This window comes from Legionella qingyii (genome assembly GCF_003990155.1).
GTDB lineage: Bacteria > Pseudomonadota > Gammaproteobacteria > Legionellales > Legionellaceae > Legionella > Legionella qingyii.
In genome coordinates this window covers 96,968-122,801 of sequence record NZ_RZGX01000005.1, presented here as the reverse complement: position 1 = coordinate 122,801, position 25,834 = coordinate 96,968, and the positions used below count along the sequence as shown (strand labels likewise).

The following is a 25,834-nucleotide window of genomic DNA, read 5'->3' as shown; positions in this document are numbered from 1 at the left end:
TTAGTACTCCAAGATGATACCACCAGCTGCCAGCCCAGCTCCGGTACCCATTAATAACACTAATTGCCCACGTTGTAACTGTTTGCTATTAATTAAAGTGTATAATGCGGTAGGAATAGATGCGGCAATTTGATTTCCATAATAGGGATAAATAGAAACAAAATTTTCAGTTGGAATATTTAATCTCTTCTGCACGTGATGCATCGCGAGCAAGCTTGCTTGATGCGGGACGAACCAATCTATATCACATAGGTTAAGCTTGGCTTTGCTGAAGAGATTGTCCATGAGATTGTCTAATAATTTGGAAGCTAATTTGAATACTTTTTTACCTTCCATATAAAATAGACTTTGTTCTATACGCAGTAACGGATTTTTAGCTGGTAAGCGCGTACCTCCTGCCTCTATTTGACAGAACGTAGAACCAATACTATGCGTTTCATGATGTGATGCTAGAATTCGATTTGTTCCATTACTTTTTTCAAGCACACAGGCTGCAGCACCATCGCCGAAAATAGTGCACGTCTCCATATCTTGCCAATTCAATCCTGCCGACGCGATATCACTAGAAACAATTAGAGCACGTTTAAATCGCTCTCCCTCGATTAAATATGATGCAATGTCTAAGGCATTAATAAAACTTAAACAAGTACTGTTTACATCAAAACATGCGGTTCCTGATTGTTCCAATCCTAGTTGTTTTTGAATTAATGCAGCAGTACAGGGAATTGCTTGTTCACCTACGCCGCACGCGCTGATGATGACATCAATATCGGTTAATTGTATATTTGCTTTTTGGATTGCAATTAATCCCGCTTGTGCTCCCATATAAGACGTTGTTTCATCAGCAGATGCAAAGTGTCGCGAAATCAATCCGGACTTTTTTTGTACCGTTCCTTGGGGCCGATTAAGTTTTAAATCAAGTTCAGTGGATAGAACTTTATTTCTGGGTAAATAACTCCCCATTCCTGTTATTTTTACAGCAGGCATATTTAGTTCCTTACTCATTGATCGTCCATAGAATTTCAAGATAGACCATGAAAAGTAGTGCTCATTGTACTGCGTGTTTATTTTTTATTCAATTAAATTAAACTGCAATACCTTCACTAAAAATAACAATTCTGTTCACTGAAACTGTCAACCCACGAGGATCCATGATAAATTAATAATTATTCATCAGATGATTGGCAAAGGATTGTCGTTCGTGTTTGATTTTAGACCGCATATAAAAGTTTTTATACTGGTTTCGCTGAGTACAGTGTTGCAAACTTCTTGTATGGTAGGACCTAATTTTCATTCACCCAAGCCACCAAAAGTCAAAAAATATACTGAAAAACCATTACCGAAAAAAACCGTAAACACACCTGGAGCAGGTGGTCAGGCACAAAGGTTTATTACCAATAAAGAAATCCCTATTTTGTGGTGGGAACTTTATCATTCACCTGAAATCAATCAACTAATTCATATGGGATTAGCAAATAGCCCCAATTTAGCTGCAGCCTCAGCCGCTTTGCGTCAAGCTCAGGAAAACCTTAAAGTTCAAATTGGCAATTCAATGTGGCCGTCTATAGATGCATCTCAGATGGTACAAAGGCAGCGTTATTCAGGTTTGCAAATAGGTATTCCAAGTGACAGTGTGACGTTTAATCTGGTTTATACTTCATTTAATTTATCCTACACCCTGGATGTTTTTGGTGGAGCACGGCGTCAAATTGAAGCATTGAAAGCTCAGGTTGATTACCAGCAATTTCAAGTAATTGCTACTTATTTGACGCTGACTTCTAATATCGTTACCACCTCAGTGGCTGTTGCATCTTACCAAGCACAAATTGAAGCTACAGTTGATTTGATCAAAGCAGAACAAGGGCTTCTTAATGTTTTAAATGACCAATATCGTTTAGGGGGTGTTTCCAAAGAAAATGTATTGACCCAAGAAACCTTACTTGAACAGACCAAAGCAACTTTGCCACCACTCCAAAAAAACTTATCTCAGGCCAAACATGCTTTATCTACGCTCGTAGGGACTTTTCCAGAGGCTCCTTTGCCCATTATTCAATTGGACCGCTTAAGGCTACCTACGGAGTTGCCTGTGAGCTTGCCTTCAAATCTGGTGCGTCAGCGTCCTGATGTGCGTGCCTCTGAAGCATTACTTCATCAAGCATGTGCACAAATTGGAGTAGCAACAGCCAATTTATTTCCACAATTTACTATTACCGCCAATGAGGGATGGCTTAATACCTCGTTTGCAAACATTTTCACCAAAAGGAATGAAGTTTGGGCTCTAACCGGCCAAGTAATGCAACCTTTGTTCCATGGCGGCGCTTTATGGGCGCAACGACGTTCTGCAATTGCAGCTTATCAACAGACCGCTGCGCAGTACAAACAAACGGTATTGCAAGCTTTTCAAAATGTAGCGGATGTTTTAAGAGGAATAGAAACCGATGCGCGTACATTGCAAGCGCAAATAAAAGCTGAAAATGCCGCTCGAGATTCTTTAAACCTGACCCTAAAGCAATATCGTTTAGGTGGGGTAAGTTACATCAATTTATTAAACGCACAACAGCAGTACCAACAGACGCGAATTACTCGTATTCAAGCACAAGCTGCGCGTTACAGTGATACGGCCGCATTATTCCAGGCCTTAGGCGGGGGCTGGTGGCATAAACCTTGGTGTGTCAAAGAGTGTCTATGATGAAAGAAATTTTTTTGAAAAAACAGATGATCATTATGTTGGTTTCCGTGGGAGTTCTTTTCGGCCTGATTTTTGGTTGGAAGGCTTTTTTTCATTACATGAGAAACCAATTTTTTCTCCAAATGAAGTCACCTCCAGTTACGGTGTCCACGATGAAGGTAGAGCCTTCATCATGGCAACCCACTTTAAAGGCAGTAGGCAGCATACGGGCACGATTAGGTGTGAATGTCACTACAGAGCTTGCGGGTATGGTACAAACAATTTATTTCACCCCAGGTACAGCAGTTAAAGAAGGCACTGTTTTGGTGCAATTGAATGCAGGAGCTGAACTTGGATTATTGCACTCATTACAGGCGCAAGTTGAATTGGCAAAAATTACCTATAAACGCGATAAAGCGCAATATATGGTTCATGCAGTAAGTAAACAGACTCTAGATGCTGATGAATGGAATCTAAAAAACTTACAAGCTCAAGTTGCACAACAAGCTGCAACAGCGGAAAAAAAGACGATACGTGCCCCTTTTTCTGGCCAATTAGGTATTAATAATATTAATCCAGGACAGTATCTTAATGTAGGAGATGCGGTAACTACATTACAGTCTTTAGATCCGATTTATGTTGATTTTTATTTACCCCAACAAGTTTTAGCAAAGTTAGAACTTGGGCAAACAGTACATGTTGTTACCGACACGTTCCCCGATGAAATTTTTCAAGGAAAAATCACTACTATAGAACCTATTGTAGATAGCACTAATCGTAATGTTCGGGTGGAGGCGACTCTGCCTAATCCTGATTTTAAATTGAAGCCAGGTATGTTTACTCGAGTAGAGGTTGTTACAGGAGCGAAACAAAACTATCTAACGTTACCGCAATCGGCAATTAGCTTTAATCCTTATGGTGATATTGTCTATCTGGTTAAAGACAGCGGACAAAAAGATAAAAATAATCAACCAATTCTTGTAGTGAAACAGATTTTTGTGACCGTTGGAGAAACTCGAGGCGATCAAATCGCTATATTAAAAGGGTTACAAGCAGGAGATATTGTAGTTACCAGTGGCCAATTAAAGCTTAAGAACGGCAGCCAGATCATAATAAATAACAAAATACAACCGAGTAATGAGGCCTCACCAGAGATAGTTGAGAAATAACGATAATACAACGTGATGATAGTTTTGTAGCCCGAACTAGGGGGGACTGGATTGAGTGAACGTCTCATTCCCGGGTTAGGCCGCGCTTCATCCAGGTTACGAAGTTACTCGTTTGGATAAAAGAATAATCTAAGGATTGTAAGAATGCGGTTTACGGATATTTTTATTAAAAGACCTGTACTGTCTACAGTGATTAGTTTGATGCTTTTAGCAATGGGCTTACGCTCTATTAATTCTTTGCCCATAATGCAGTATCCATTTACTCAAAATGCCATAGTGACCGTTACTACAGTTTATACCGGGGCTGATCCCGATGTTATTGCCGGTTTTATTACTACACCCTTAGAAAATTCCATAGCACAGGCTAATGGTATTGATTACATGACATCAGTTAGTTCTCCAAGTACCAGCACGATTACAGTAAATCTTCTACTGAATTATGATCCCTTAAAAGCATTGTCAGATATCACTACCAAAGTGAATGCAGTTCTGAATCAGCTACCTAAAAATTCTCAACAACCAGTAATTACTGTGTCGGTGGGGCAAACGATTGAGTCAATGTATATAGGATTTTACAGCGATGAATTGCCAATCAATAAAATTACCGATTATTTGATTCGTGTAGTACAGCCTAAATTACAGGCGGTTAATGGCGTACAAAAAGCAGAGATCCTCGGGAATCAAACTTTTGCTTTACGCGCCTGGCTGGATCCGGTGAAGCTGGCTGGATATGGTATTTCTGCAGCAGAAATCGGAGCTGCTCTTGCAAATAATGATTTTATTTCCGCAGTAGGTCGTACGGATGGACAGATGTTTATTCAAAACCTGACTGCAAGTACCGATCTTACTGATGTGAATCAATTCAAGAAGATGGTCATTAAAGCCCAAAATGGAGCAATTATTCGTTTGGAGGATGTCGCTACGGTGAGTTTAGGGGCCCAAAATTATAATTCTTCAGTCAGTTTTGATGGGCGAACAGCAGTTTATATTGGTATTGTTGTGGCACCTTCCGCTAACCTTTTGACAGTAATTGATGATATTAAAAAAATATTTCCAACCATTCAGGAACAATTGCCTCAAGGATTGCAAAGCAAGATCGTATATGATGCCAGTTTATTTGTTAATTCTTCCATTCATGAAGTTATTCTTTCTTTATTAGAAGCATTTTTTATTGTAACCGCGGTTATTTTTATCTTTCTTGGCTCGCTTCGATCCGTTGTTATTCCAATAGTTGCTATTCCCTTATCTCTGATTGGTGCATTTTGGATTATGCTCATCCTGGGGTACTCAATTAACCTGCTCACTTTATTAGCGTTAGTGCTTGCAATAGGCTTGGTAGTTGATGATGCGATTATTGTTGTAGAAAACGTACAACGTCATATTGAAGAAGGAAAGACTCGATTTAAAGCGGCTTTATTGGGAGCACGGGAATTAGCAAATCCAATTATTGCAATTACAGTGGTTTTAATTGCTGTTTATTTGCCGGTGGGATTTATGGGCGGTTTGACTGGTGCTTTGTTCACAGAGTTTGCCTTTTCACTTGCAGGCGCAGTCACTGTTTCTGCTGTAATTGCATTAACTTTATCTCCGATGATGTGCTCTAAATTCCTTAAATTAGGTGATGGGGGGGCTAAAGGACGATTTATGACTTATGTTGATAATTCGTTTGCAAAACTAGAGAAATTTTATGAACGAATTTTATCTAAAACATTAAATCATCTACCGGTAGTTATTGTCTTTGCTGCGATTATTCTTTGTAGTAATTACTTTCTGTTTATTACAACAGATTCTGAGTTGGCACCACAAGAGGATTTAGGTGTCATTATTGCTCAAGTTACCGCTCCAGCTAACTCATCCTTAGCTCAAACTAAACTTTATGCAAATGAGGTGAATGAAATTTTTAAAAAATTTCCTGAAACGGATCACATCTTTCAAGTCGATGGAGTTCAAGGGTTAAATACTTCTATTATTGGTATGGTTTTAAAACCATGGGATCAACGCCAGCGAACCTCGAATCAATTGCAACCGTTAGTGCAAAATGAACTTGATAAAATTGCAGGCGCTAAAGTAGCTGCGTTTCAGTTACCTTCTTTACCAGGAGGAGGGAGTGGTCTTCCTATTCAATTTGTTATTAATACGACGGAAACTTTTGACAAATTAAACGATGTGTTACAGCGTATTTTAGATAAAGCGTATGCTTCGGGTATTTTTGCTTATATTGATCCGGATCTCAAAATCGATCAAATTCAGACAAAGATTAATTTAGATCGCGATAAAATCTCCGAGTTTGGTTTGACCATGCAGGATATTGGTAATTTGTTTGGCTCAGCACTTAGTGAGGGATATATTAACTATTTTAATTACGCAGGTCGTTCTTATCAGGTTATTCCCCAAGTGATGAGAGACACTCGTCTAAATGCGGATCAGATATTAAATTATTATATAAAAACTGCTTCTGGAGACTCAATCCCTCTTTCCACCGTTGCGAGTCTGCAACGACAAATTGTTCCTGAATCTTTAAATCACTTTCAACAGCTTAACTCAGCAACAATTTCTGCCGTTGCTTTTCCTGGCGTATCAATGGGGAAGGCGTTGGATACTTTTGCCACTATTGCCAAGGAAGTTTTACCTCAAGGGTATTACATAGATTACGCGTCGCAATCACGACAATTTATTCAAGAAGGTTCTAGTCTGATCACTACTTTTTTCTTCGCGCTCATTATTATCTTTTTATCATTAGCTGCCTTGTTTGAAAGTTTCCGTGATCCGCTTATTGTATTGATTAGTGTGCCCATGTCGATTTGTGGCGCGATGATTTTTGTTAGTTTAGGTATTGGTGAAGCAAATCTTAATATCTATAGCGAAGTAGGTTTGGTTACCTTAATTGGTCTTATCAGCAAGCATGGTATTTTGATTGTACAATTTGCCAATGACTTACAAGCCAATGGACAAAAAAAGTTAGATGCAATTAAAGCGGCTGCTGCAATTCGATTGCGCCCTATTTTAATGACTACCGCGGCTATGGTTTTAGGAGTTATCCCTTTAATTTTTGCTACGGGCGCCGGTGCTGCGAGTCGCTATAACATTGGTTTAGTGATTGCAATGGGTATTTCAATTGGTACTTTATTTACTCTTTTTGTTGTTCCTTCAATGTATCTTTGGTTAGCAGAAGATCATACAAAAAAAGCTGAAGCGGAACATTTGAGTGATGAAGAGTCTTTAGGATGATAATTATTAATTAGAATAATAATTCGCGATAAGATTAGGAAAAGCTAACTGGGATAGCAGGTGCTGCATATTTTTTTGCTTCGACCTCTTTGGGTGTTTGGGGCGGGGCAAATAGGCCAAAACGTTTTGTTAATTCTCCGATTTCAGGAGGCTTTTTTACAGCTTCATTAAGCTGGTCAAGAAGCTTCTTTCGGGTAGGGGTATATAAATTTAATGCTTCCAACAGTGAGAAAAAACACATTTTTAAGTACGTAAAACTAAAGGTATTAACTTGCTTATGTGTCAGGATGATTCTTGTGAAGTTAGGATCTTTAACTACGTGAGCTCTTATTTGTCGCAAACGCTCATGAACTTCTAATGTTGTATCAGTAGCAATCTCATTTAACTTATTAATGCACTTTGATTTTACATATAAAGTTTCTTTACTTTCAAATAAAGAACTTTGTTTATGTATCGCAATTCTGGAGTTTTTGAAATAAATTTTAAATTGAGCCAAAGCCACAAATACTTCATCAAGATGATGGTAGTCCACATAGTACTTTTTCTCAAATTTACTGATTTCTTTTTGCAGCAATTTATTGATGCTTAGATCAATATCTTCAGCTGTTTCTGACTTAGCAACTATTTCAGTTTTAAGTTTAAGCAAATAAGCCTTAAGTTGGGCTCTATATTCTGAATCAGTATATTGTAAGCTTAAATTGTCATTGCACATCTTTTCGAGATGTTTGCCAAACGACTCAGTAGCGAATTGTTTAATAAAAGTCAGTTTCTCTTGTTTCTGAATTGGAACTAAATCCTGAAGATAACTCAATTTCTCTTTTAAGGTATCTAAACGCATTTGATATGTTGCTTTTAGACCAAGATAATAATGATGACTTGCAGTGATTAACGCCTCGATTTCGGTAAAATGTGGGTCGTATGCTTTGAGTCCAAAATTACATAGTTCATCAAATTGATGGTCCTCAGGATACTGGCTTGGCGGAATTTCAACTTTCTTATCCCGCTTGAGTTTAGTCAGTTTGGGAAGTGCTTTTTTATAAGCCGCATTTAACTCAACTTTGGCTTTTTCCAAATCCTCTTTTGATAGGTTTGGCGCAGTGAGAGCAAAGGCTTCAAATGGAGTAGTAACTACACGATACCAATGATAAAGATTTTCAATATCTTGATATTCTTTGTCTATTTTTTTAAGAAATTTTCCTACATTACGGATCCTTTTTTTAGTTATGCTAGTTCTTTGTTTCAGTGGTTCTTCATCACAAACTAACTTGATGCATTTTTTAGATTTTAAATCGAGTGGGTGTAACAATCCCTTAAAGAATTCATCAGTAATTTGCCGTAATGGGCCTGAAAGTGCTCCTGGAGCGAGTCCTAATTTGTTTTCCCAGAGATCTGCCTCAAAAAGCATTGGGGTGAATACGGTAGATCGCATCTTCTCTAGATTATCAATTATTCCATCGTGAGAAGTAGTCGTAAATTCATTTAGTTTGGTGGTGAGTTCCTGGTATAGGTAAATCATGCGTGGGGTTTGCAGGAACAATTTAAAATATGAATTAGAATTATTAATCAGATCTTCTATAAATAAGGTTGCTTTTTTGGCTCGCAGATGTAATTGGTTAAGTTCCTTAGTAGTTAGGAAATTAGTATTTTTTAATGCCCTAATATGTTTGGGGCTAATATAAAAAGCATTCAGAACATACCAAAGTGCATTGTATTGCACTTTGGTTGTGCCGTATGGAACTTGTTCAGGACTTACCTGATATGCATCGGAGTGTTCTTGGAACGTTGCATAAAGCTCTTGGGCCTTATCAAGTAAATTACGGGCTATTAATCCTAAATGTGGATCAGCAGCCAAGCGCTTGGATGACTTAATGATTTCATTAAGATGTCCATAAGCATTTAATAAATAATAAACATAACGACTTTTAGCACTCTTGTTATTTAATTTTTCTAACTCAAGAGCAATCCCTTCTAAATGAAATAAACTGTTAAATATGTCTTTTAAAGCGCAAACTTGTCTGCTTTGAGCTAATCTCTTGTTATTATCCTCCATTTCCGGGAATGGTGGTGAGGATTGCGGATTTACAGTTTCCTTAGCTTGGTTCAATATCCCTTCGGGTGATATATCAACCACTCTGGGCAATGATTGCTGTAAACCTTGGGGTGTTAATGCAGTTTGCATTGCATTGTTAAGTAGTTGAGTTACCCCAAACAAGGATTGTCTAAACTCATGAATGCATTTGGAATAGTTATTATGTTGGATAACATAGTGCTCTCTGCCCGTTTGGGGCTCTGGTTTTAGTGTAGTTAACCTATTTTCTTGGGTAAATTTTTTCTGCGCTAAGTTATAAAAACGCTCCGTTCTCCGATTCCATTCCTGAGTAATGTCTGCAAAGAACTCTTGGAAGTGTATATCGAGATCCAGAAACATTCGCATGGATGGTGCATTCTTTATAGAGATTTTATTGTTCGATAAGATAGCCACGAGATATTTATCAAGCTTTAAAGCTTCCTTTTTCATCTCAGGGGGTACGGCACAGATAAAGAAGGGTTGGAAAATGCTATATAAATTACGACATTGATCTTTTACTTTGGGATCAATGCGATTTAGAAGTAACATATTTCCTTTAATTTGAGGCTTTGTACGGATTTCTTTTCTGAGTAATGCGATAAATTGAATATAAGCATTTTGAACTACCAGAAATTTGGTATGCTTATTTCGATACCACTGGTAGACTTCAAGTGCTTGGTCTGCATTTAATTCTTCGCGATTTTGCAGTAAATTATCCCCATTAACTGTTTTAAATCGCAGTCTTTTCTCTTCCTCTCGTTTGCTTCTCAGAGCACTTGACTCATTTTCATCCAGAAACCTGACTTTTGCAAAATCATAATACATTTGACTTTTATCTTGCCATTTGGCAAGAAAATCCTGGACGTGTTCATCCAGTTTTAAAAACAAAGACGAAGGTGGTGCTTCTAAGATTTCTACTGGTTTATTTGCAAGTAATGCAGCTAAATATTCTTCGAAATTTTGTGCTGAGTCTCGAAGTTTCGGTGGGATTGCAAACTTGAAAAAAGGCTGAAAGATTGGATATAACTCTCGACATTCCTCTTTGGCTTGTTCATCAAGACTCGTTAATAATAAGTTATTCCCATAGAGTTGCGGTTTTCTTTCGATCTGCTTTTTTATTATCTGAGCAAAGCGAGTGTACGCCATCAGGATTTTTTTAAAGTCACTTTTATTGCACCATTCGAAATTAATATGATCGATGAAGGTGTGAATATTTTTATCCAGTCCAAGAAAAAGTTCTGTAGATGGAATATTTTTGACTGTTTTTTGCGCAAATAAAGCCGATAAATAGGATTCAAAATGTTTCGCCGATTTTTTAAGTTCAGAGGTTATGATTGAACTTAAATAAGGTTGGAGTACTTTCCTTTTTTCTGCGTCGTTAAATTCAGGTAAGATGATTGAGGTTATGTAAGGTTGAAATATCTTAAATAACTGTTGGCACTCTTTTTTTAGTTTAGTGTCAAGTAAGCTTAGATCCAAATTCTGTTCATAACGTTCGGGTTTTGCTTTTATTTGTTCATTTATTATCTGTGAAAAGCGCAAATAAGCATTTTGGATTCGTTGAAACTGTGCTTTTGTTAACCTTGATTTTTTATCTTTACCTTGTTCGACTTGTAGCGGGATCGTTTCATCAAGAGTGTAGACATTTGTTTTTTCACTATATGGGAATAAAGCTAAATTTGCTTTTTTATGTACCGAATCAATTAAATCTTTATTTAAATTAATGTGAAAAAGTTGGCTGTTTTCATCTTTAGTAATTAAATCAGTGAGCTCTTTTTCTTTTTTTATAATTAGGTCTGCAGAAGGTTGTCTCATAAAGCGTTGCAGAGATTTTCCTATAAAAGTGTACCAGTCTTGTTTTTTTTCCTTTTCTTCAGGTTGTACTAAATTAGAGATAATTATTTGATTTAAATCGATGTCCAGTTGAGTCATGTAAGGTTTAAGCAGCTTATAGTGATTTATAAGTTCTTGTTTCACATCGAGAGGGAGCTTGGATAAATGAACGGTTTTATGTTTTTTTAATAGTTCAAAAAATGCCGTGCACGCGGCCTGCGCTTTTTGAATTTTATACAATGCTTTATTGGCCTTATCTATCCTTTTATAGACCATTTCCAGCCTTAATTCGATAAATCGATGATCTTCGATTTCGAGTAACTCTTCTCCTTTGGTTTTAAAATCAATTACTTTTTTAGGTAGATAAAGGAGTTGGTCATACAAGACTTTGACTTTTTCCATCAAAGGAACAGACAAAGTTCCAGGCTTAAGCATGGCATTGTCTTCAATTTTATCAACCAAACTAAATAGGCCGGGCAATACGTCGTATTTGAGTTGGGCTAATTTATCACGGAGCACGTCTTGAGATGATTCACTAAGTTCGCCTATTTGTTCTAACGAGCTCATGGATAAAGTGATAACATTGCGAATTATATGAATGTAATTTAAAAATTTAAGTGAAACAAAAACACTGTTTCCTTTTAAATTTTCGATCTCATTTAATAAGTTTAGTGCTGCATTTTGTAACTCGTCTAGTTTTTCTTTATTAAGTTTTTCTTCTGATTCTTTAATTTCAGAGGAAAATTGTTTTATGTAGTTAGTTAATTTGTCAATATAGCTCGGCAGGACAGCACTGAATTGGGCAAGGAAGTTATAATCTACATCGCTGCTGATCGGGCGCATTTGATCTACGGTAATTCCTGCCACGGTTCCCGCTTTATAAGCTAAAGGCAATGGGTCGAATGATTTTACAATCGATTCGTTTTCTTTAGCATATTTTTCTGCAAAAACTTGTATTTGATTGAATAAGGGCAGAATAAGAGAGAGTTCCTCCTGAAACATATCTTTTAGGTCAATATCTAAATGAGTGAGTAAGTAACTTGCCTCATAAGCCAGATTTATTGTTTTATTGTAGAGTAATTTCAGATCCCAAAAACTTCGTTTTAAGTCTCTGACATCAATATTTTCCAAATCTAAAAAAGTCAGGCGCGCATAATAAAGTGCATTAATTAGCTTTTTAATTTGAGAAATATTATCAGGGTCAAGAGAATAATTAGCAAAAGGAGCCCAATTCGTATGGCCCTTCCTCGATGTTGCTGACAGTACTCGCGCCCTAAGAGCATCCAGTGTAAAGGGTGGGGTATGATTTCTTTTCGACGTAATATTAAGAATTTCAGGCATAAAAGGCTCTAGATCTTTAGGTGAAAAATCTGAGCGTAAGTTAATTTTAAATTCTTCGCGTTTAATTACAGCGGTTACTAATTTGCCGGAGGGGTCTATAACAGTATATTCAAGACCTGTTTCGACCATACGGACATAAAAAAAACCTGCTTGGGGTTTTACTACATCGATCCTTGGGGCAATGGTGTATTTAAAAGGCGATGGTGCATCAATCTCATCCAAAACAGCATTTTCAATCGTTTTTTTGTCTGGGGTGATTACTGAGTAGGCTACTTTGCCATTTTGTTCACTTATGTATAACTTTCCAGGCTGTAATTCTTTTGTTTCATCGGACATAAAACAAAGTTCGTAGCGGGGAAAATAAGGGACTATTCGAGGACTAACATGCTTGCTATAGAGAATTTCGAAAATTTTAGTGTCAATTTGTTCCAGTATTTTAGATATCTGGTTTTGCTTGAATGACTCTAATAATTTTACATATTCTTCAAATATCATTACAGATAGCCTAATGAATTCATAAGTCGTTGACTGTCAATAGATTAACCGGCATTAATAATACCACAGTTTGGCAATATTTTCGTCTGTTCTTGAATATAAATCAATGATTACTTTTGTCATCATTCATAAAGGAGCCAATTAAATTAGGCGCGAATTTTTACTGACAACTCTAAAACAAACTCTGCAACTGATTCTTTAAGGTCAGGATAATCGGTATAGGCTTTAATCTGGATGGGTTGGGTTACTCGTGTTCCTGTTTTTTTAGATTCTTCCAACATTGCTGCGACTTTTGTTCCTTCACGACAAACAAAATAAACATCCGCTTCAGGGCGATGTAAAAATTGTGCTTGAAATGATTTAAACACGAGAGAAACATTGAGTTGTTTTTGTGCTGCATGATAAAAACCATGTAACCCCCCTGCTAAGTCTGCCCCAACACACAGCGCACCAAAATACATGGAGTTTAAATGATTACGACTGCGTCGATTTAAAGGCAAGCAAATAATAATTTCACTGTCAGTAAGTTGGATCAGCCGGGGCTTTAGGTAGCCTATCATGCGAACTTTAAAATGGCTAAATTTCCAAAGAAAAAATCTAAAACGAGTCAAGAGATTCATGAATTTTCCTTTTTAATCATATCTATGCTCTGAATGAGTAAACGCCCACTTCCACTGGGTTGAGGATTTGCTTCGATAACTATTAGTGAAAATGCAATCGTAAGATTTAATTCAGGAATAGAAAAAACTTCATTAATGCGCCAAAAATGGACGCCAAGAGCAAAACCTTTTTCAGCGACATAAGGCTCTGCAATAACTTTAGGATGCAGTGTAAGATGGTTTTCTCGGATAACATCGAGATAATTGCCTAAGAAATTGGTTAGGGCGTCCCAGGCATTCGCAGTATAATTTTTACGTAATTCTGCATCATCACTTGCTTGATAGTTGTAATCTACGGATAAGGTATTCAATAAAATTTGTTTTGCCCATTGACAGATTTCCGCATCATTTTGCGCATAAAGAGTAAATGGCGATATGACCAGCACGAGCCATAACAGGATCCTTGGCAAAAGAGCGTTCATGTTAAAAATCCTTTTTAATGTTTTAAAATGAAGAACTTAATTTTTTTATTTTAGTATAATCTGTAAATGATAAATGTGTACTGAAAAATTGCGTTTTGTGGTGCAAAACAGATGTGAAAAAAAAGTAATTATTGGAATTTGATTCCCAAAAAGAATTACTTATTTACTCTATACGCTCCATTTTTTTGACGTATAATTGTATACTTTGTAGGCGAAAAATATAAACCCCAAACTTAGTTTTTAAACCAAATTATCGAATTATATGCATACTATCACCATACGCGGTGCAAGAACCCATAACCTTAAAAATCTCGACTTGGATTTACCACGTGATAAATTAATTGTAATTACGGGTTTATCTGGTTCAGGGAAGTCCTCTTTAGCCTTTGATACATTATATGCGGAGGGACAACGTCGCTATGTTGAATCTTTATCTGCTTATGCACGCCAGTTTTTGGCAATGATGGAAAAGCCTGATGTTGATTCGATAGAGGGTTTATCACCAGCAATTTCTATAGAGCAGAAAGCCACTTCCCATAATCCTCGTTCCACAGTAGGGACCATTACCGAAATTTATGATTATTTACGATTGCTCTATGCCCGGGTGGGGGAGCCGCGTTGCCCTACACATCATGTCAGCTTGCATGCGCAAACAATCAGCCAAATGGTGGATCAGGTTTTGGCTTTACCTACTGACAGTAAAGTAATGATTTTGGCTCCGGTCGTGCGTGAGCGTAAAGGAGAGCAGGTTCAGCTTTTACAGCAGTTGCAAGCCCAAGGTTATGTACGTGCTCGTATCGATGGCGAGTTGTATGAATTGGATTCTCCTCCCAAACTGGGTTTGCGTACGAAACACACGATCGAAGTCGTTGTGGATCGGTTTAAAGTGAGATCCGATATCGCCCAGCGCTTAAGCGAGTCATTCGAAAATGCTTTAAATTTAGCAGAAGGGCTCGCCATAGTCGCATCCATGGATAATCAATTTGATGATCTTGTCTTTTCTTCAAAATTTGCATGCCCTGAATGCGGATACAGCCTCAGTGAGTTAGAACCTAGACTTTTTTCGTTTAATAATCCAGTAGGTGCTTGTCCTTCTTGTGATGGATTGGGCGTTGATCAGTTTTTTGATCCGGAGCGGGTTGTACATGATCAAACTGCCAGTTTGGCTGAAGGTGCTATACGAGGATGGGATAAAAAAACTACTTATTATTTCTCAATGCTTGAGTCGCTTGCCGGGCATTATGGTTTTGATGTCAATACTGCATTTTGTGATTTGTCCGAGGAGATTCGACAGATTATATTATACGGGAGTGGGCGTGAGGTTATAGACTTTCATTATCATCGCCCTAATGGCGGATATACAGTAAAGCGACATGTATTTGAAGGAATTATTCCTAATATGCAACGACGTTATCGTGAGTCTGACTCAGGAATGATACGAGAGGAGCTTGCGAAGTATTTATCTTCCCGCCCATGCCAGAGCTGTCATGGTGCGCGATTACGTGAAGAAGCTCGGCATGTATTTATCGATGATAAAAATTTGCCTGAAATTACAGCCTATTCGATCGAAAAAGCTTATGTTTTTTTTAAAAATCTGCGGATGACGGGATATAAAGGTGAAATTGCGGCAAAAATTAATAAAGAAATTGTTGAGCGATTAGGATTCCTGGTCAATGTGGGTTTGGATTATCTTTCATTAGCCCGCAGTGCTGAAACTTTATCAGGCGGAGAAGCACAACGTATTCGTTTAGCCAGTCAAATTGGTTCTGGATTGGTTGGCGTTATGTATATTTTGGATGAGCCTTCTATTGGCTTGCACCAAAGAGATAATGACCGGCTATTAAAGACTTTAATGCACTTACGAAATCTGGGAAATACGGTTATTGTGGTGGAACATGATGAGGATGCAATTCGCAGCGCTGATTTTGTCCTGGATATAGGTCCTGGGGCTGGGGTACATGGTGGTGAAATTGTTGCAAGTGGTACACCGCAAGAAATTATGCAATCTCCAACGTCCTTAACGGGTCAATATTTATCTGGAAAGCAATCCATTGCAATTCCTAATACACGTTTACCCGTTAACTCCGAAAAAATGATTCATCTAAAAGGAGTGAATTGTAATAACTTGGTTGATGTTGATGTCAGTATTCCCTTAGGGTTGCTTACTTGTATTACCGGAGTATCAGGTTCGGGAAAATCGAGTTTGATTAATGATACTCTATATCCGAATGCTGCCAATCTATTAAATAGAGCAAGTTTATATACTCCCGGTTCAGCCAAAGAGATTGTCGGTTTGAATTTATGCGATAAAGTAATTGATATTGATCAGAGCCCGATTGGCAGGACTCCTCGTTCTAATCCAGCTACGTACACAGGTATTTTTACTCATATTCGAGAATTATTTGCAGCAACTCCTGAGTCTCGGTCAAGAGGTTATCAGCCTGGGCGTTTTAGCTTTAACGTGCGCGGTGGGCGTTGTGAAGCGTGTCAGGGGGATGGTCTGATTAAAGTTGAAATGCACTTTTTACCTGATATTTATGTATCATGCGATGTGTGCAAAGGAAAACGTTATAATCGAGAAACCCTGGATATTCAATATAAAGGCAAAAATATTCATGAAGTTTTAGAAATGACTGTTGAAGACGCTGGTCAGTTTTTTGCAGCGATTCCTGTTTTAGCCAGAAAATGTCAAACGTTGATGGATGTTGGTTTGTCTTATATTAAATTGGGGCAAAGTGCGACTACTCTCTCAGGAGGAGAAGCTCAGAGAATTAAGTTATCTCGAGAGTTGTCAAAACGGGGTACAGGAAGCACTCTATATATTCTTGATGAACCGACTACAGGATTACATTTTCACGATACCAAACAGTTATTAGCTGTATTATTCCGTTTACGGGAGCAAGGGAATACGGTTGTGATTATTGAACATAATCTGGATGTGATTAAGACCGCAGATTGGATTATTGATCTGGGACCTGAAGGAGGAAGCAAAGGAGGTCGTATTGTGGCTACAGGAACACCAGAGCAAGTTGCTGCATGTGAACATTCTTATACGGGACAATTTTTGAAGCCTATTTTAAATGTGTCATGATTTCTACAACTTGAATTCATGAATTAACAATTTCGTGTTTATTTAAGTAGTGATAGATATAAAAGCTGGCGGGTAAGAGGAATGCCCAGGTAACTCCTACAAAAAAATAAAATGGATAACTTTTTTCGATCACTACGATATTGCATGTTTCGCCAATTTTATAAGCAAAAGGCATCAAAAAAAGGATGAGCAGGAACCAAATGAGATAGTAGCGGGTCAATTTTTCATTAAGAATAATAAGATTCAATCCGAAACTTAACCAAATACAAATCATCCATGGGGCTGTAAAATAAGAGCTGAAGGGATTTGCTTTAAAAGAAATATAATTTTGATGCAGCCAAATTGTATCAGTGATTGAGCCAATGACCCCAATAAGAAGTGCAAAATATAGAGCATTTAAATAAGGCAAACGATTAATTGATTGCCAGGCGATTTGCACGGCAATGAGCAGGAAACCAATTATTGTTCCAAGCAATACTTCATTTTGGGCTGCAAAATAGAAACAAGCTATCCAACACAGATAATAGGCTAAAAAATGGATGCACCACCCAATTTGACTTTTATTCATTAACTTGTACTCTTACGGTTAGCAAAAAATCCTCAGTCATTCCACTATTTTTTTTGTTATTTTCGATCTATAACTAAATTGTAGAAAATTTTACATAGGATGAAAAATGAGTACTTTTCTTATTGCCCTTATTATTATTGTAGTACTTTTATTTTTATGGGCTATTAGTGTTTATAACACGTTAATTCATTTAATTGAGGCTATTAATAACGACAAAAAACAAATAGATATCCAACTGGATCGTCGTTTTAAGGTTTTTGAATCGCTCATTGAGGCAGTAAAAAAATATATGGATTACGAGAAAACTACATTAAAGGATGTAGTCGCCTTGCGTAATCAAGCGCAAACAGCTAAAGCTGCAGGAGATGAAGCAGGTCGCATGGCTGCAGAAAACCAAATTTCTCAGATTGCATCTGGGTTGAATGTGGTATTTGAAAATTACCCCGATTTGAAAGCAAGTCAAAATGTCATGCAATTGCAGGAAGAAATTGTTAACACTGAAAATAAATTGGCCTACTCCAAGCAGGCTTATAACGATGGTATAGAGCGTTATAATGCGAAAAAGAAATCATTCTTTGAATCTATGGTAGTGTCTTTGTTTTCTTCAGCATTAGATAAAGACTTTGTATATTGGGGACTTCCTGAAGAGCAGATTCAAGCTAAAGAAGACTATACCGTAAAATTTTGAGTTTAGAATATGGGCCTTGAAGACTATCATGGTAGTGTAGGGAATTGGCGCGAACAAATACAGCTGAATCAGCGTAAGACATATGGAGTTATCGCTTTTTTTGTTGCCATTTTTTTTGCTGTGGGCTTCGTTGCTGATTTATTTGTTTTACAATCGACCTATCCACAGGTTACCTTGCAGCAATGCTTTCTTGCGTTGATTCATCTGCGCGTTGTTCCCTATGCCACTATAATTATGGTTGCTATTGCCATAGTGTCATTATTAATAACGTATGCATTTTATGATCGCATTATGTTATTAGGTACAGACTATCATGAAATTACCCCGCAAACCGCCCGAGATTTGCGGGAACAACAATTGTATAATGTAGTTGAAGAAATGAAAGTTGCTGCTGGTTTACAGTATATGCCTAGAGTTTTTATTATCGAAGCAGATTATATGAATGCGTTTGCGAGTGGGTATAGTGAAAAATCAGCAATGGTTGCAATTACTCGCGGTTTAATGGAAAAACTGGACAGGGCAGAACTGCAAGCAGTGATGGCTCATGAATTAAGTCACATTCGTCACTATGATATTAAATTAACGCTAACAGTGGCGATTTTGAGTAATATTCTTTTGATTGTAGTGGATATTCTATTTTATTCCGCAGTATTTAAGCGTGATGGTAAACGAGAAGATAATCGTTTGTTAATGGTGATTGTAATTCTTCGTTACGTTTTGCCCTTACTGACAATTTTGTTAACCTTATTCTTAAGCCGAACACGTGAATATATGGCTGATGCTGGCTGTGTGCAGTTAATGCGCGATAATGAACCCTTAGCTCGGGCATTGCTCAAGATTAATGACGATCATCAACAACATGCCGAGCATTATTCAGAGGAATATGGTAACACTCCTCATGAACAGGTGAGGCAGGCATCATACCTTTTCGATCCATCCGATATTGATCCGGTAAAATCTTTAAGTAATGCGTTTGCAACACATCCTTCAATTGACCAACGTTTACAGGCCTTGGGATTTACACGTAAATAAATGGGATTACGCCTCGCTACATCTAGGCTACACGCTTAAGTTGACACCATTAAGCGAGTGGTCAATGACATGCAACTTAAGAAAATAGATTCGAGAGCGCTTGTAATAGGTTCTTGCACTTTTTATTTACTCATATGAATGATGATTATTCGCGAAACCCCACGCCTTTTTTTAATAAAAACATATTGAGAAGAGTCAGTAACACTAACATCATACAAATAATTCCCATCGCTAAAGAGATATTGACCTCACTTTGGCCAATCATTGCTTGTCTCAGTGCGTTAACCATATACAAAATGGGATTTAGCCAAGATACCTTCTGCCAAAATTCTGGTAGCATGGTTATGCTGTAAAATACACCACCTAAGTAGGTAAGTGGCGTGAGTATGAATGTGGGTATAATCATAATATCATCAAAATTCCGCGCAACCATGGCATTAGTGAACCCTGCCAATGAAAAAACAGCAGATACCAGCAATACCACGAGTAACGTCATTGGCAAGTGACTTAATTCAATGGTCAAGAAAAAACTGGCAATGATATAAACCAAGACAGCAACAATTAATCCTCTAAATACGCCGCCCAAGACATAGCCAAGCAACAAGAGGCTGTTATGCATTGGGCTAACAAGCATTTCTTCGATACTTTTTTGAAAGCGGACACTGTAAAGAGAAGAAGATACATTACCGTAGGAGTTAACAATAACGGACATCATAATCAATCCAGGAGCAATGAACATCGGATAGCTGACTCCTTGAATGGAGCCGATACGCGGCCCGATTAAACTCCCGAAAATAAGGAAGTAAAGCGTGGTCGTAATCACTGGAGGTAAAAATACTTGGCTTGCAATGCGAAACATACGAACCAACTCGCGCCTTACTAAAGTATATAATGCAATAACTTGTTGTTTAATGGCCATTTTTTATAAGATCCAAAAAGAGTTCTTCCAAGCGATTGGTTTTATTTCGCATACTATGAATTTTTATTCCATGTTTGGTGAACAGGGCAAAGGCATCATTTAAATTCAAATTGTTGTCTACACGGAGTTCTATTGTAGTGCTATCAACCAGTGTGGGCTTAAATGGAAATAAATCGGGTAAAGTATCGATGCGGTTTTCTGTATTGAAGATAAATGTTTGATGACGTAGTGTTTGCAGTAAAGCCTTCATCGATGTATTTTTTATAATTTCCCCTTTATCTATGATGGCAATGTTTTTACATAATTGTTCTGCTTCTTCCAGGTAGTGGGTTGTGAGAATAATCGTTGTGCCTTCTGCATTGGTTCTGGTGAGAAACTCCCACATACTGTGTCGGATTTCTATGTCCACACCAGCCGTAGGCTCATCGAGAATCAGTACTTTAGGTTGATGCACTAAAGCCCTGGCAATCATAAGTCGACGTTTCATTCCGCCGGACAAGTGTCGCGCTATAGAGTTTTTTTTCTCCCAAAGACCTAGCTGTTGCAAGAGACTTTCAACTCGGGGTTGTGCCTTCTTTCGCGAAATTCCATAATATCCCGCTTGATTTAGAAGGATTTGTTCACAATTTTCAAAAATATTAAGATTAATTTCTTGGGGCACAAGACCCAAACAGGATTTGGCTTTTTCAGGTTCTTTTTCCAAATCGTAACCATGAATGCTGATGCTACCCGATGTTTTATTGAGTAATGAAGTTATTAGACCAATAGTTGTGGACTTCCCCGCACCGTTGGCACCTAATAAAGCAAAAAAATCACCCGTATTAATGGTCAAATCAATGCCTTTTACTGCTTGTACACCATTAGCATAGGTTTTAAATAATTGTTTAATGTCTAAGGCATGCATAGAAGATTAAATGAAAATAAAAATATCATTATACACAATAATCATATTGTTTTACGAGCAAGGTTAAGCGTTCTGAATTACTAAGTAATCCGCTTGTTAATTTCGTTTTTATAAATCGGAGAACGCGCCTTTGTTCAATACAAAGTGAGCATGGGTTTTCATCCAACCAGTAATACTGTATCGAGGTTGATGAGTAACACATACTTCATGAGGCAATTCGCTATTAAAACATATGAAGCGATTTCCTAAGGGCAGTACATTCTCAATTAATTGATCTTCTGTATTGTATATTTTTAGCTCGCCTCCAAATTCAGAGTTCCAATGCTCGTTTAAATAATACACACATGAGATTTTCCGTGTTCTTTGCGCTGCGAACTGATCCACATGTTTTTTATAATAAGTACCTGGTTGATATGCAGCAAAATGGGTTTCAAATTCATGTAAACCTAAAAAGAGCGACTGATTCAATATTTGAGCCAATTGTTTAATTCGCCCTAAAAAGATTTGTATTGCTGGATTTGTTTCATTTCCTTCCAGCCAGAAAATTTCATCAGTACGAATTAAATCATTCTTATGGGATTCTAGTTTAAGACCAATTTTAGCACCACGAAACAATCCTTCTTCATACAGCCCTTGTGCTGTCTCGCGCAATAATTGGCATTGGGTTTGCTCAAGAAAGCCATCAATAATACAGAATCCCTGGTTACAGAGGTTAGGGATTAGTTGTGCGGAATCAATCAAAGTACACGTCCTTCAAGGTGATATTCATATTCGCGCCATTGTGGCATAAATTGACTCATTAACCCATAAAATCGTTTATTATGACTTGGTTCTAACAGATGAACTAACTCATGCACAAGGACATACTCCAGACAAATCGACGGTTTTTTAATAAGATTAAGATTTAACCAAATACGTGCCGCTCTGGTGTTACATGAACCCCAACGTGTTTTCATTTTTCTGATTCCCCATTCAGCTACTCTAACTCCAACAATAGCTTCCCAGCGATGAATAAGCTCAGGCAATAGCATTTGCATTTGCTGTTTATACCAGCGCTCAATAATGGTTTGAATTTGGGTGGGTGAGCTGTTAGGCTGGGTATAACAGTACATCAGTTCCTTGTTGAGCTTAATTTGTGCTGGTCCGTGATGTTCTTCGATGATTAATAAATATTTGTTCCCTCTGAATGCTATAGTTGATCCTGTTGCAAATGTACATTCCTCGACAACAGCACGATTACGAATTCGCTCCCTTTGCTTATGAATCCATGCACTTTTAGACTCAAGACTTTGTCTTATAAGTTGTTCGCTGAATCTCAGAGGTGCACTCACCTTGACTAAGCCATCAGGTGGATAAATACGTAAGTGCATGTTCTTAATTTTTTTTCTTAATATTTCTATGGGAATACCATCGAGTTCAATGATCATCTCATTAACATCATGTAGTCTGGGTGCAGCGCAGCGGAACCCTGAACGTTAAGCTTCAGAAAACCCTGAGCTTTGCTGCGCTTGTCCCAGGGTATGATGATACAAAGTATACAAGGAATGAATCAGAGCTATTGTACTATCTCTGTGCGCCGATACAAGGGCTGTCTATGTATTCGCCATTAATATTTAAAACCATATTAACGTTAGCACGTTGGTAACGGGCAAGAATGTCATATTCTTGTTTGGTGATGTAGCCATAGGAGTTACCACAATATACGAGTGAGGTTGCTCCTGGTTTGGGTTTAACTTTCACCGGCAAGTCACATTCCCAGCGAAATTGGGTTAAATCGCAATTTGCGAAAGCGAAACTAAAGGGTAAGAGAGATACAGCAATAGCTACATACCATTTCCTTTTCATAGTGTGCACCATTTGCATGTTTATGTTTTTTAAGTATAGGATAATATTCTAAAAAAGCAGTCAAGGATCGCCATGCTCTCATCCAGTTCTGAATACATTAAAGCCTTGCGTGAAGGAAAATATCTACTTTTTTTGCAGTGGACTGATTTTATTACCCAAAAATATAAATTGTTAGATGCTGATGACACAGTAAATTTTTTGATTTTTGAATGGTTAAATAATGGTTATTCAGAAGAAGACGCCCTGAAATTAGCTGTCTTACAAGCGGTATATGATTTGGAATCCAAGCCTTTACAAGGAAAATTAGATTATTCGCTTAAATCAATTGCCATTGCTTTATTCATCTGCATGGTCTTTCAGAAACTTGAAGGGGATGTAACCGAACTCTCAAATCATGACACTGCACGGGATGCAGTACATCAGTTTATTGAAAAAAATCTTGTCAAGTTGAATCCTTTTACTTATCAGGAACGGTTAGAAGGGATGCAAACACGGTTTTATCAGTGGGTGGAGGAGATTGATAAAAAAGAATTAACCGATGCATTTCAAAAAATTCACGCGATTACGCAACCAAGATATCTTCTTGAAGACTATATTTTGCATTTAGAACGTTTAAAAATAAAAGATGATGAACTTTATGCTACGCGATTAAGTTTGGCAAAACGTTTTCTCGGCTATTTATATGAACAAACTGAACTAACACACGAAGTAGCGGAGATAATTGCTACCTACGTTAATTCACTCCGTGAATTGCATCCTGGTAAAGGAGAAATAGAGCAGTTGGACAGAATCTCTCCTCCTTCAACCCTGGAACATACTTGGAGAAAAATAACCACGATAGGGATTAGCTTTTTTAATATCGTCTCAGGTGAGAAGACGCTTGGTGAATTAATTTCCGGGGAAGCTATAATCTTTAACTCGATTGATTCACCTGATTCCAATCTAAAAATGTAGCATCTCATCTGATAAAAAATTCTTATGAAACTTGAGTTGACTGTACGCAAAGCCTTGATTGCAAAAAATACAAAACGAACTAAATGAAGTTCGGTTTGTGTTTCAATAAATTGTGATCTCTTGTTGTTCATTCAATGTTTTTGTTGAGATTGTTATTCTTATAATGTACAACTGCGCCCCATCAGGGGCATTAATCATCCTCTAAAAATATTAACTAATTTACAGGTGTCGATATGTATAGATTCACTCGAGAAGATAAAGTAGATATGGAGAATAAAGTTCAACTATAGGGATATTTAAACAATGTTGCAGCCGATGTGAAACAAGTTATTATTACCATTGGATCCGGACCTAATCCAAGTGATTCCTATGCCCAAAATATCGTCTTTGATTCAGAAAGCAAACACTTAATTATAAATATTGATATATGTTATCCAGGTGATTTTCCTTGCGGACTTCTTAAAGTGTCTGTTGATCCAACAAAATTCAATTTTAAGAACGAAATGGACAAAGTATTAGAAAATAAAAATGGCGTTGAAGAAATAACAAACGTATCCTCAACTGAAAAAAAATTTAGAATCAATCAGATAACGTAAAACGAACACTATCGTTTGGATTATGGATAAAAAAATTATTGCTGCAGGTACTTTACTGCAGGTTGTCCTTGCTTGCAGAGTTTTGGCGATTATTATCTCTATTTTTATTGGAAATGTATTTAATGCGAGCTTCGAACTATAACCACTAGAAGGGCGAGCAAGTGGTTTTACTTTATTTTTAACCTAAGTCATTCTTTACTTGGTGGCACAGCACCACTGATTACCTTGCTTTTGAGTTATGTTTTCACAAATTTTGCACTGGTTATTTTGGGGAGGTTGAAGTCATTTTCTGTTAATATTGATTTAGTATTGATCATGTGTCATATAGCAATTGTAAATCAACTCCATAATGAGGACCATCATGCAAGAGAAATATGAAGATCAATTACCCGAGATACCCGCAGAGATTGTAGAGCATATAATGACATTTTTAGGCCCAAGAGATTTAGCAAATTTAGAGTTAGTCTGTAAAGATTGGCAGGACCTTGCTTCGAGTGATCTTGTTTGGAAGAAAGCCGTAGGCCAAACAAAAGAAGAATTTTCAAATCCCGACTTATACACGATTTTAACCCTCCCTAATATTTCTGGATTTAGTTATAGGCTGGTAGCAAAGGGTTATGCGCTTGTTGAAGAAGAGCTGCAACGGTTATTTCAAAAGACAGACAACGTAAAAAAAATATATTTTCCTGAAGGTGTTGGAGATGATACAACATCTTCAAATACCAATCCTGGCGATTGGGAGTATAAATACAAGAATAGGGTTTTTAAAAGTGAGGAAGACCTAAATAGTGTTTTTGCACAGGCACGTAAGGATAGTCACGAATATACGTCTTATTCCCGGGTTGATTTTTTTGCCCGCTATAAAGAAGTGAATGATGAAATACATATATATGCATTAAAACATATCACTGACCATGCGAAATGGACAATATTTCAGAAACCGTTTATTTTTAATCGAATCCTTGTCAATAATTTTCCTTCCGTGAAGCCTGCATCGACTAATACCGAAGATAAAACAGCTAAACCTGCCCCAAAAACAGCGGATAGTCCATCACACAGCACTCCTGTTTCGAATGCAACAAGCAATCATATGAATCAACAAGAAATGGAAGGAAAATCCCAACCCTTACCGACCGCCGCGGCATATCAGCCACACTTCTTTCAACCAACGCCAACACCTGCTCCTGCAAGTACGAAAGTAGTCAATCGCGCACCAGTTTGTTTGCCAAACGGTAGCGGCTCATGCACAATCTCTTAATGTGAATTTCTTTCTGCCTACTTCTTCGAGATCCATCTCGGATGTAGGCTTCGTTGAGCCCGCAAACAAGTCTTGAGAAGGGTTATGTGATGCTCA

General features: G+C 37.5%; 19 protein-coding genes. 9 read left to right on the top strand and 10 right to left on the bottom strand.

Features of this window, described 5'->3' with window-relative positions:
* On the bottom strand, nucleotides 1–987 hold the full coding sequence (locus tag ELY20_RS05225; protein ID WP_110141679.1) for a beta-ketoacyl-ACP synthase III: 987 nt from the start codon (nucleotides 985–987) through the stop codon (nucleotides 1–3).
* A gap of 214 nt (nucleotides 988–1,201) precedes the next feature.
* Here ELY20_RS05225 and ELY20_RS05220 point away from each other — a divergent pair, with 214 nt between their 5' ends.
* From ELY20_RS05220 to ELY20_RS05210, 3 genes are all read left to right on the top strand, one after another.
* Entirely contained in the window at nucleotides 1,202–2,689 is a 1,488-nt protein-coding gene (locus tag ELY20_RS05220) for an efflux transporter outer membrane subunit (RefSeq protein WP_110141680.1), read from the top strand.
* The gene (locus ELY20_RS05215) at nucleotides 2,689–3,837 is read left to right on the top strand and encodes an efflux RND transporter periplasmic adaptor subunit (RefSeq protein ID WP_110141777.1); all 1,149 of its coding nucleotides are present in this window, start codon (nucleotides 2,689–2,691) and stop codon (nucleotides 3,835–3,837) included. The genes ELY20_RS05220 and ELY20_RS05215 overlap by 1 nt, the downstream gene beginning before the upstream one ends.
* Nucleotides 3,838–3,981: 144 nt before the next feature.
* Entirely contained in the window at nucleotides 3,982–7,065 is a 3,084-nt protein-coding gene (locus tag ELY20_RS05210) for an efflux RND transporter permease subunit (RefSeq protein WP_110141681.1), read from the top strand.
* 34 nt (nucleotides 7,066–7,099) lie between these two features.
* Here the strand turns inward: ELY20_RS05210 and ELY20_RS05205 are convergent, their stop codons facing one another.
* The 3 genes from ELY20_RS05205 to ELY20_RS05195 form a co-directional block, all read right to left on the bottom strand.
* A complete protein-coding gene (locus ELY20_RS05205) occupies nucleotides 7,100–12,802 on the bottom strand; it encodes an SdhA (RefSeq protein ID WP_110141682.1) in 5,703 nt (1,900 codons plus the stop codon).
* A 146-nt stretch (nucleotides 12,803–12,948) separates the two neighbouring features.
* Entirely contained in the window at nucleotides 12,949–13,422 is a 474-nt protein-coding gene (locus tag ELY20_RS05200; protein WP_110141683.1) for a hotdog family protein, read from the bottom strand.
* The gene (locus ELY20_RS05195; protein ID WP_110141684.1) at nucleotides 13,419–13,883 is read right to left on the bottom strand and encodes a hypothetical protein; all 465 of its coding nucleotides are present in this window, start codon (nucleotides 13,881–13,883) and stop codon (nucleotides 13,419–13,421) included. The genes ELY20_RS05200 and ELY20_RS05195 overlap by 4 nt, the downstream gene beginning before the upstream one ends.
* 262 nt (nucleotides 13,884–14,145) lie before the next feature.
* Between ELY20_RS05195 and uvrA the strand changes: the two genes are divergently transcribed.
* The gene (gene uvrA / locus ELY20_RS05190; protein ID WP_110141685.1) at nucleotides 14,146–16,974 is read left to right on the top strand and encodes an excinuclease ABC subunit UvrA; all 2,829 of its coding nucleotides are present in this window, start codon (nucleotides 14,146–14,148) and stop codon (nucleotides 16,972–16,974) included.
* Nucleotides 16,975–16,990: 16 nt separating this feature from the next.
* Here the strand turns inward: uvrA and ELY20_RS05185 are convergent, their stop codons facing one another.
* Nucleotides 16,991–17,542, bottom strand: coding sequence for a DUF2878 family protein (locus ELY20_RS05185; protein ID WP_110141686.1), 552 nt, complete (start codon nucleotides 17,540–17,542; stop codon nucleotides 16,991–16,993).
* A 106-nt stretch (nucleotides 17,543–17,648) separates the two neighbouring features.
* Here ELY20_RS05185 and ELY20_RS05180 point away from each other — a divergent pair, with 106 nt between their 5' ends.
* A complete protein-coding gene (locus ELY20_RS05180) occupies nucleotides 17,649–18,230 on the top strand; it encodes a LemA family protein (protein ID WP_110141687.1) in 582 nt (193 codons plus the stop codon).
* Between the two features lie 9 nt (nucleotides 18,231–18,239).
* Nucleotides 18,240–19,262 carry a zinc metalloprotease HtpX gene (htpX, locus tag ELY20_RS05175; protein ID WP_110141688.1) on the top strand — a complete coding sequence of 341 codons (1,023 nt, stop codon included), beginning with the start codon at nucleotides 18,240–18,242 and terminating at the stop codon, nucleotides 19,260–19,262.
* Nucleotides 19,263–19,407: 145 nt separating this feature from the next.
* Here htpX and ELY20_RS05170 read toward each other — a convergent pair whose 3' ends face one another.
* The 5 genes from ELY20_RS05170 to ELY20_RS05150 form a co-directional block, all read right to left on the bottom strand.
* Complete coding sequence (locus tag ELY20_RS05170; protein WP_110141689.1) at nucleotides 19,408–20,181, bottom strand: ABC transporter permease; 774 nt, start codon at nucleotides 20,179–20,181, stop codon at nucleotides 19,408–19,410.
* The gene (locus ELY20_RS05165) at nucleotides 20,171–21,085 is read right to left on the bottom strand and encodes an ABC transporter ATP-binding protein (RefSeq protein WP_110141690.1); all 915 of its coding nucleotides are present in this window, start codon (nucleotides 21,083–21,085) and stop codon (nucleotides 20,171–20,173) included. Before ELY20_RS05165 ends, ELY20_RS05170 begins: the two co-directional genes overlap by 11 nt.
* 108 nt (nucleotides 21,086–21,193) lie before the next feature.
* A complete protein-coding gene (locus tag ELY20_RS05160; RefSeq protein ID WP_110141691.1) occupies nucleotides 21,194–21,826 on the bottom strand; it encodes a 2OG-Fe(II) oxygenase in 633 nt (210 codons plus the stop codon).
* Nucleotides 21,823–22,512 carry a M48 family metallopeptidase gene (locus ELY20_RS05155; protein ID WP_110141692.1) on the bottom strand — a complete coding sequence of 230 codons (690 nt, stop codon included), beginning with the start codon at nucleotides 22,510–22,512 and terminating at the stop codon, nucleotides 21,823–21,825. The genes ELY20_RS05160 and ELY20_RS05155 overlap by 4 nt, the downstream gene beginning before the upstream one ends.
* Nucleotides 22,513–22,648: 136 nt before the next feature.
* Entirely contained in the window at nucleotides 22,649–22,930 is a 282-nt protein-coding gene (locus ELY20_RS05150) for a hypothetical protein (RefSeq protein WP_110141693.1), read from the bottom strand.
* Between the two features lie 72 nt (nucleotides 22,931–23,002).
* Between ELY20_RS05150 and ELY20_RS05145 the strand changes: the two genes are divergently transcribed.
* The 3 genes from ELY20_RS05145 (at nucleotide 23,003) to ELY20_RS05130 (ending at nucleotide 25,738) form a co-directional block, all read left to right on the top strand.
* Nucleotides 23,003–23,884: a helical bundle domain-containing protein gene (locus ELY20_RS05145; RefSeq protein ID WP_110141694.1), complete on the top strand. Its 882-nt coding sequence runs from the start codon at nucleotides 23,003–23,005 to the stop codon at nucleotides 23,882–23,884.
* Nucleotides 23,885–24,201: 317 nt separating this feature from the next.
* The gene (locus ELY20_RS05140; RefSeq protein WP_110141695.1) at nucleotides 24,202–24,480 is read left to right on the top strand and encodes a hypothetical protein; all 279 of its coding nucleotides are present in this window, start codon (nucleotides 24,202–24,204) and stop codon (nucleotides 24,478–24,480) included.
* A gap of 361 nt (nucleotides 24,481–24,841) precedes the next feature.
* Nucleotides 24,842–25,738 (top strand): F-box protein, encoded by an 897-nt coding sequence (locus tag ELY20_RS05130; protein WP_158618864.1) that lies wholly within the window; start codon nucleotides 24,842–24,844, stop codon nucleotides 25,736–25,738.
* Nucleotides 25,739–25,834: the final 96 nt, after the last annotated feature.

Bases quoted from the DNA above. Each gene is read 5' to 3' on its own strand.
- ELY20_RS05225 (WP_110141679.1), bottom strand. From the start codon at position 987: ATGCCTGCTGTAAAAATAACAGGAATGGGGAGTTATTTACCCAGAAAT.
- ELY20_RS05155 (WP_110141692.1), bottom strand. From the start codon at position 22,512: ATGATCATTGAACTCGATGGTATTCCCATAGAAATATTAAGAAAAAAA.
- ELY20_RS05200 (WP_110141683.1), bottom strand. From the start codon at position 13,422: ATGAATCTCTTGACTCGTTTTAGATTTTTTCTTTGGAAATTTAGCCAT.
- ELY20_RS05205 (WP_110141682.1), bottom strand. From the start codon at position 12,802: ATGATATTTGAAGAATATGTAAAATTATTAGAGTCATTCAAGCAAAAC.
- htpX (WP_110141688.1), top strand. From the start codon at position 18,240: ATGGGCCTTGAAGACTATCATGGTAGTGTAGGGAATTGGCGCGAACAA.
- ELY20_RS05210 (WP_110141681.1), top strand. From the start codon at position 3,982: ATGCGGTTTACGGATATTTTTATTAAAAGACCTGTACTGTCTACAGTG.
- ELY20_RS05130 (WP_158618864.1), top strand. From the start codon at position 24,842: ATGCAAGAGAAATATGAAGATCAATTACCCGAGATACCCGCAGAGATT.
- ELY20_RS05180 (WP_110141687.1), top strand. From the start codon at position 17,649: ATGAGTACTTTTCTTATTGCCCTTATTATTATTGTAGTACTTTTATTT.
- ELY20_RS05170 (WP_110141689.1), bottom strand. From the start codon at position 20,181: ATGGCCATTAAACAACAAGTTATTGCATTATATACTTTAGTAAGGCGC.
- ELY20_RS05165 (WP_110141690.1), bottom strand. From the start codon at position 21,085: ATGCATGCCTTAGACATTAAACAATTATTTAAAACCTATGCTAATGGT.
- uvrA (WP_110141685.1), top strand. From the start codon at position 14,146: ATGCATACTATCACCATACGCGGTGCAAGAACCCATAACCTTAAAAAT.
- ELY20_RS05145 (WP_110141694.1), top strand. From the start codon at position 23,003: ATGCTCTCATCCAGTTCTGAATACATTAAAGCCTTGCGTGAAGGAAAA.
- ELY20_RS05215 (WP_110141777.1), top strand. From the start codon at position 2,689: ATGAAAGAAATTTTTTTGAAAAAACAGATGATCATTATGTTGGTTTCC.
- ELY20_RS05150 (WP_110141693.1), bottom strand. From the start codon at position 22,930: ATGAAAAGGAAATGGTATGTAGCTATTGCTGTATCTCTCTTACCCTTT.
- ELY20_RS05195 (WP_110141684.1), bottom strand. From the start codon at position 13,883: ATGAACGCTCTTTTGCCAAGGATCCTGTTATGGCTCGTGCTGGTCATA.
- ELY20_RS05185 (WP_110141686.1), bottom strand. From the start codon at position 17,542: ATGAATAAAAGTCAAATTGGGTGGTGCATCCATTTTTTAGCCTATTAT.